Below are 7,260 nucleotides of genomic sequence, written 5' to 3'. Positions count from 1 at the left end.
GCGGAGGCGTCCTTGGACGCGGCGATGGCCGCGCGGTAGGCGCGGGACGCGGCGCTGCCCGCCGAGGCGGCGGCAGCCGCTGCGGCCTGCGCCGCCCTCGCGGCACGGCTGGACGCGACCTGCGCGGTGCGGGAGGCGGATATCGCGGTGTTCGCGGCGCCCGCGGCGCCCCGCGCCGCACTGGCGGCCGCGTTGGCGGCCCTGGCCGACTTCGCCACGTCGTCCTTGGCGGCGGCCGCCTCGGTCGCGGCCTTCTGGGCGGCGGCCTTGGCCTCGGCCGCGGCCTTCTTCGCCTTGTCGGACGCGGCGACGGCCTGGTCCGTCTTGAGCTTCGCCTTCTTGCCCTCGCGCTCCACGATGGCGACCAGCTGGTCGATCGTCGCGGACTCCTCGTCGCGCGCGCGGGCGATGAACTGGCCGGAGACGAGGAACTGGTGGATCGCCTCGGGCGACCCGTCGTCCAGGGCGCGCTGGGCGTACTTGGCCACCTCGGGCGACGCGGTGGACAGGATCGTGAAGACCTCGAGCCTCTCGTCCCTCGCCTGCGCCGTGTACTGGGTGTCCAGCAGGAACGTGCGCAGGGACTTCATGGTGCCGGTGTCCAGCGCGTCGTTCGCCGCGTTCTTGACGGCGGTGCCGCTGTCGTTCAGCACGGTGAAGACGGACAGCCGCAGGTCGGACGTGACGGGTGTCTGGAACCCGTCGGCCAGGAAGTCGGCGATCGCGCTGTCCCCCGCGTCCAGCGCAGTACTCGCCGCGGCCTGGGTCGCGGTGCCCGCGTAGGGCAGGGAGGAGACGACGGCGAAGCGGTTGTCGGCCGCTGTCGCCGAGGGAAGTTCAGTGGTGAGGAAGGTGGACACGGCGGCCGGCGAGGCGACCAGGGCCGCGGCGGCGGCCCTGCGGACGGACCGGCCGCCGATCTGGTAGGCGAAGACGGCCTTGCCGCGATCGGTGTCGGGGAGGTCGGTGCCCGTGTCCCCGGTGCCATCGGCCCAGGCGGGCGTGGCGGTCATGGTGGCGATGGCCGGCAGGGCGGGGAGCGCGGCTCCCGCGGCGAGGACCTTGAGCAGCTTGCGTCTGTCCCACATAGGCGCTGACAAGAGTGACCCTTTCCATGCGGATACGACGGTGCGAACACGCGAGCGGCACCTCACCGCCCGTCGCCGGAAAGCGGGGCGGGGCGCCATTTCGCATCGACCATACAGATGCCGTCCGAAAGCTTGCGGACGGAATTTATGGAGGTGAGCGGATTCTTACCGCATTACTGAAGCGTGGTCGGTTATTGAATCTTTATTTGCCCTTCACGGTATCTCCGCAGTCGGACCTAACCTTTCCGCCATATGAGATGGAACACAGTCAACTCCTCCTGGTGCAGGGGCTTTGTCGCATTTTATTTGACTGGACACGGACGGAACTGTGAAGCTTTGATGCGGCTTCAGGCCGGAAGTGCTGGGGGGTGGCGCTCGGCTTCGCAAACTCCGCACAATCGCGCTGCCCCCTGGGTGGAATTCCCACGGGGCTTTTGGTCATGCCCATTTTCGGGTGCGTCATGTGTGGGTTGGTTTCAAGCGGAATCGAGCGTTGGGGCTGCAATGAGAAAACGTGGCAGAAACAAGCCGGGGCGAATGCGTCTCGTGACACGCACGCTGGGCGCCGCCCTGGCGGCCGGCGCACTCGCCTGGCTCGGGATGACGGGCGGCGCGGCGGGCGGGGGCGCGGCGACGGCGTCCGCACACGGCGACGGCGCGTCGGTCAAGGCGGTCGCGGCGGACGCCCCCGGCTACGCGGTGGAGGACTTCAACTACCCGCAGGCCGACAAGATCCTGGCGGAGAAGCACATCGTCCTCAAGCGCGGTGACGGCCACATCACTCTCGCCGACTGCGCGAACGGCACGGGCCAACTGCAGTTCTACTCGCTCGAGAACGACGAGGTCTGCTTCAACGTCACCGGCGACTCGGGCTGGCTGACCCTGGAGCTCCCCTCGGTCTACGGCGTCGACGGCAACGACTACACGACGCAGGTCGACATGACCACGGACGACGAGAAGAAGACGTTCGACGTGCCCGCGAACTCCTGGACCCCGATCGGCCAGAGCGCCGACCCGGACGGGCGCCAGTTCATGCTCGTCGAGATCAGGTCCCACAAGTGACCCACGGAAACGGTCCCTTGAGCCGCAGCCGGCGCACCGCCGCCTTCCGCAGTCGCCCCGTTCCAGGAGTCACGTCATGAAACACACCAGCAACCCCGACCACAACAGACACACCGGGCACGGCAGACGCATGCGCCTCGGCGCTGCGGCCACCGCCGTGATCGCCGCCTCGATCGCGCTGGGCACGGCGCCCGCGTCAGCGACCACCGGCGACCCGGTCACCGACACCACGTTCGGCTACAGCGCGCAGATCATCGTCGGCGACCACGACCGCGGCTGCTCGGCCACCCTGGTCGACCCCGAGTGGCTGCTGACCGCGGCCAGTTGCTTCGCCGACGACCCGGCCACGAGCATCGCCGTCCCCGCGGGCAAGCCGAAGCTGAAGACGACCGCGACGATCGGGCGCACGGACCTGACCGGCAACGCCGGCGCCGTCCGCGACATCGTGCAGCTCGTGCCGCGCACCGACCGCGACGTCGTCCTGGCCCGCCTGAACCGGCCGGTCACCAACGTCGCCCCCATCGCCCTCGCGACGAGCGCCCCCACCGCCGGCGAGGAGCTGCGGTTCGCCGGGTTCGGGCGCAGCAAGACCGAGTGGGCGCCGCTGACGCTGCACTCGGGCACGTACACGGTCGACTCGTCGGACGCCACGACCGCCACCGTCACCGGCAAGGACGGCGCGGCCGCCTGCATGGGCGACACCGGCGGCCCCGTGGTCCGCACGTCGAACGGGACGCCGCGGCTCGCGGCCCTCACCAGCCGCTCGTACCAGGGCGGTTGCTTCGGCATCGACACCACCGAGACCCGCACGGGCGGCGTCGCGGCCCGCGTCGACGACCTGGGCTCCTGGGTGGCCTCGACGGTGGGCGCCGTCCCCGTCACCGACTTCAACTGCGACGGCGTCGAGGACGTCGCCATCGCCGACCCGAAGGCGACCGTCGGCGGCGACACGGCCGCCGGCCTGATCCGGATCGTCTACGGCGGCGGAAAGGGCACCCAGGAGATCAACCAGGATCTCGACTGGGTGGCAGGCGGCGGCGAGAAGAACGACTGGTTCGGCCAGGAGCTCGCGACCGTCGACTACGACGAGGACGGCTGCACCGACCTGGTCGTCGGCACCCCCTCCGAGGACCTGGGCGGCGAGGCCGACGCGGGCATGGTCGACATCCTGCACGGCGCCCCGGGCGGCCTCGGCGCGGGAGCGACGAAGGACACCCACTTCGAGCAGGGCACGGGCACCGGCTCCATCAACCAGTCCACGAGCGAGGCGGGCGACCGCTTCGGCGACGCACTCGCCGCGGGAACCAACGCGGCCGGTGAGCCGTACGTGGTCATCGGCGTGCCCGGCGAGGCCCTCGGCTCCGACGCCGGCGCGGGCATGGTGCACTACGTGCACGGCGGCACCAGCGTCGGCATCGACCAGGACAGCACCGGCGTCGGCGGTGGCGTGGAGGCGGGTGACGGATTCGGCGGCGTGATCGCCGCCGACGCGCACCACATCGTCGTCTCGGCCCAGCACGACACCATCAGCGGAAGCAAGGACGCCGGCAACCTCGAGGTCTTCGCCCAGACCCTCAACAGCGAGCACAAGCCGACCCCGCTGTTCGCCCTCTCCCAGGACTCGGACGGGGTCTCCGGAGGCACCGAGGCGGGCGACCTGTTCGGCGGATCACTCGCCATGGTCCCGTACCGCAAGCAGGGCCAGGCCGCCGCCGACGATTCGATCCTCGTGATCGGCTCGCCCGGCGAGGCCCTCACCACGAGCGACGGCGTCGCCCACTCCGAGGCCGGCATGGTCGAGACGTACGACATCACCGCGTCGGGCAGCTACAGCCAGCTCAACGTGTACACGCAAGGCACCGGTGACGACGACGTGACGGGCGCGTCGGAGAACGGCGACCACTTCGGCAAGACCGTCGCCGCCGTGAACACCGCGCCCCGCGCGGTGAGCACGGGCGCGACGCTCAAGCTGGCCGTCGGCGAGCAGGACGAGGCCATCAACGTGTCCGGCACCCCCATGACCGGGTCCGGCGCCGTCTCCACCTTCTCGCTCCTCGGCGCCCCGGGCGCCAATGATCTGTGGCTGGAGGCCGGCAGCCACGGGCTTCCCGGCGCCCCGGGCACGAAGCAGTACCTGGGTTCGAGCATCCACTACACCGGCACCGCGCTCTACGTGGGCATGCCCTACGGGCCGTCCTCGTACGGCGCCGCCTACGCGCTGCCGCTGTCCAACGTGACCGCCGGGGGCGCGACGGCCCCGGCGACGGCGTACGAGCCCGGCAAGGGCGGCCTCCCGGCCGCGGGCACGTACTTCGGTTACGTCATGAGGTAGGCAGTGCATGAGGTAGGCAGTGATCGCGGGCCCGCCGCCGGGGGAGCCACCTCCGGCGGCGGGCCCGCGCGCGTGCGTGGCTCGAACGCCTGTGCCGGGTCCTGGCAAGGCCGACGTACGATCGACAACCGTGCAGCAAGGTACCGAGAACCCTTCCCGTCGCGCCCGCCGCTCCTCCACCATGGGGAGCATGCCGCTGAATGACATGCCATGGTGGCGCTGGCGCAGCAACGTGCGCTCGGCGCTGCACATGCTTTCCGACCCGGTCTTCCACCAGGAGTGCTGGCTCGCGGGCCGCGAGGGGTACGGCGACGTGACCGACGCCGTCTACCGGCTCGTCGAGGACACGTGGCTGGACAACTGGTCCGCCGAGAAGTACGTCGGCACCATCTTCCGCGACTCGGGCGAGGCCGCCCTCGTGGACGTCGCCGTGCTGCGCGTCCTGCGGATCATGCACCAGGTCGGCCCCGACGCCCTGGTGTCCGCGTACGTGGAGCACCACGGCTGGCCCGAGGCGGTGCGCGCCGCGCGCGAGGCGCACGTACGCCTTGCGACGAACGACGGCGAGGACCCGGACGCCCCGCCGAAGTCGCTCGACGTCCTGCGGATCATCACGCAAGCGGTCTGACGGACCCGGCACCCCGGACCGCACGGCCGCACGGGGCGCACCACGGCCGTACCCCGGGCGGGTGTGGGATCCTCCCCGTTATGAACGAGCCGACCGCATCCGCCGCCGCGAGCGCCCCGCGCGAGCAGTACGTCCTCACGCTGTCGTGCCCCGACAAGCAGGGCATCGTGCACGCCGTGTCCAGTTACCTGTTCATGACCGGCTGCAACATCGAGGACAGCAGGCAGTTCGGCGACCGCGACACGGGCCTGTTCTTCATGCGGGTGCACTTCTCCGCGGACGACGGCGCGGAAAGTGTTCAGAAGCTGCGCGCGAGCTTCGCCGCGATCGGCGACGCCTTCCGGATGGACTGGGAGATCCACCGGGCCGACGCCCGGACGCGGATCGTGCTGATGGTGAGCAAATTCGGCCACTGCCTCAACGACCTGCTGTTCCGGGCGAGCATCGGCGCGCTGCCCGTGGACATCGCGGCGGTCGTCTCCAACCACACCGACTTCCGCGACCTCGCCGGCTCCTACGGCGTGCCCTTCCACCACGTGCCCGTGACACGGGACACCAAGGCGGAGGCCGAACAGCGGCTGCTCGGCATCGTCCGCGACGAGGGCGTCGAACTGGTCGTGCTGGCGCGGTACATGCAGGTCATCTCGGACGACCTGTGCAAGCAGCTCAACGGCCGGATCATCAACATCCACCACTCGTTCCTGCCGAGCTTCAAGGGCGCGAAGCCCTACCACCAGGCGCACGCGCGCGGCGTGAAGCTGATCGGCGCGACCGCGCACTACGTGACGGCGGAGCTCGACGAGGGCCCGATCATCGAGCAGGAGGTCGAGCGCGTCGGCCACGAGGTGACGCCCGAGCAGCTGGTGGCGCTCGGCCGGGACGTCGAGTGCCAGGCACTCGCGCGCGCGGTCAAGTGGCACGCGGAGCACCGCATCCTGCTGAACGGCTCGCGCACCGTCGTCTTCGCGTAGGGCCTCTACATACGGCTGAGGTCCGCCGCGGCGTGCAGCATGTCGGCGACGGCGCCGCGGTCGCCTCCCCGCCCGGCCGCCGCCTCCTCCGGCTCGACGTGCCCTGCCACGAGCCGGCAGAACTCCACGCCGTCGACGGCGACATGCGCGACGGCGCGGTCCGCCGAGCCCAGCGCCGCGGGGGAGTCGAGCGGGACGTACCAGTCGCCGCCGCCCACGCCCTCCACCTCCAGGTGCAGGGACCTGCCGGGCGCACCGGCCGCGACCAGCTCGGCGGGCGGCGCGGCGCGCCCCTGCCTGCGGCGCCTGGCGAGCGCCTCGGGCAGCAGCCTGGCGGCCAGGTCGATCATCGTGCGCAGGTGCGGGCCGCCGGGAGGCGCGTACGGGTAGTCGACGGCGTCCGCGATGTCGCTGCCGTGGATCCAGCACTCGAAGGCGCGGTCGACGAGCGCGTCGCGCAGCGGCAGGGCGAACCCGCCGTACGAGACGGACAGGCCGGCCACGTCGGCGTCGTCGGCGTCGTCTGACCCTGCGGAGCCCCCCGACGCGAAGGAGACGCGCCTGACCAGCGCGTGGTTCTGCTCGCGCCACGGCGCGTGCACGTCGCGCGCGTGCGGCCCGGCCGCCTCACCCCAGAAGCGCTCGGTGCGCTCGTCCGGCGCGAGCGGAGCGGCGGGGAAGAGGGGGTCGTCGAGGCCGAGCGCGACGCCGACGACGCCGTCCACCGCCATGAGGTGGCCGATGACGCCCGCCACGGTGGTGGAGCGCGCGGCCGGCTTCCCGTCCTCGAACCACCTCAGGCGCACGGGCGCGTGCCAGTCGTCGTCGCCCATGTCGTGCAGCAGCGCGTCGAGCCGCGCGGTCTCCGCATCGTACGAGGCGGCCCAGTCCGGCACGGGCGTGCGGGCCGGCCTGCGGGCGAGGCACTCCGCCAGGACGTGAGAGCGCAGCGCCGGATCGAGGTCGAGGCTCCGTTCGGCCTGCAGCAGCCCGACCGCGTCGCGCAGCCGCAGCGCTTCCTCGGCGCACGCGTCGCACTCGCTCAGGTGCGCCTCGACGTACGCGGTCTCCTCGGCCGAGCACACGGCCAGCGCCCACGCCCCGAGCAGGGACATCAGCACGCTGTGCGACGGCCCGGCGGCCGGGCCCCCGCTCCCGCCGCGCCGCGCCGGCGGACGT

6 protein-coding genes are annotated in these 7,260 nt (G+C 71.7%); 4 read left to right on the top strand and 2 right to left on the bottom strand.

Features of this window, described 5'->3' with window-relative positions; translation table 11 throughout:
- The coding region (locus tag JFN87_RS30940) for an ALF repeat-containing protein (protein ID WP_245182620.1) at nucleotides 1-1,100 on the bottom strand (1,100 nt) is incomplete at its 3' end.
- A gap of 525 nt (nucleotides 1,101-1,625) precedes the next feature.
- Between JFN87_RS30940 and JFN87_RS30935 the strand changes: the two genes are divergently transcribed.
- The 4 genes from JFN87_RS30935 to purU all read left to right on the top strand — a co-directional run bounded on the left by JFN87_RS30935 (nucleotide 1,626) and on the right by purU (nucleotide 6,081).
- Complete coding sequence (locus tag JFN87_RS30935) at nucleotides 1,626-2,150, top strand: hypothetical protein (RefSeq protein ID WP_209345497.1); 525 nt, start codon at nucleotides 1,626-1,628, stop codon at nucleotides 2,148-2,150.
- Nucleotides 2,151-2,226: 76 nt separating this feature from the next.
- Entirely contained in the window at nucleotides 2,227-4,482 is a 2,256-nt protein-coding gene (locus JFN87_RS30930; protein WP_372449326.1) for a trypsin-like serine protease, read from the top strand.
- Between the two features lie 181 nt (nucleotides 4,483-4,663).
- Nucleotides 4,664-5,110: an SCO4402 family protein gene (locus JFN87_RS30925; protein WP_209345501.1), complete on the top strand. Its 447-nt coding sequence runs from the start codon at nucleotides 4,664-4,666 to the stop codon at nucleotides 5,108-5,110.
- A gap of 80 nt (nucleotides 5,111-5,190) precedes the next feature.
- Nucleotides 5,191-6,081, top strand: coding sequence for a formyltetrahydrofolate deformylase (gene purU, locus JFN87_RS30920; protein WP_209345495.1), 891 nt, complete (start codon nucleotides 5,191-5,193; stop codon nucleotides 6,079-6,081).
- Between the two features lie 5 nt (nucleotides 6,082-6,086).
- Here purU and JFN87_RS30915 read toward each other — a convergent pair.
- Nucleotides 6,087-7,260 (bottom strand): zf-HC2 domain-containing protein (locus tag JFN87_RS30915; protein WP_245182619.1); only part of this gene is annotated, 1,174 nt, incomplete at its 5' end.

The organism is Streptomyces montanisoli, from assembly GCF_017813245.1.
Lineage (GTDB): Bacteria > Actinomycetota > Actinomycetes > Streptomycetales > Streptomycetaceae > Streptomyces > Streptomyces montanisoli.
This window is presented reverse-complemented; position numbering and strand designations above follow the sequence as displayed.

Bases quoted from the DNA above. Each gene is read 5' to 3' on its own strand.
- JFN87_RS30935 (WP_209345497.1), top strand. From the start codon at position 1,626: ATGCGTCTCGTGACACGCACGCTGGGCGCCGCCCTGGCGGCCGGCGCA.
- JFN87_RS30930 (WP_372449326.1), top strand. From the start codon at position 2,227: ATGAAACACACCAGCAACCCCGACCACAACAGACACACCGGGCACGGC.
- JFN87_RS30925 (WP_209345501.1), top strand. From the start codon at position 4,664: ATGGGGAGCATGCCGCTGAATGACATGCCATGGTGGCGCTGGCGCAGC.
- purU (WP_209345495.1), top strand. From the start codon at position 5,191: ATGAACGAGCCGACCGCATCCGCCGCCGCGAGCGCCCCGCGCGAGCAG.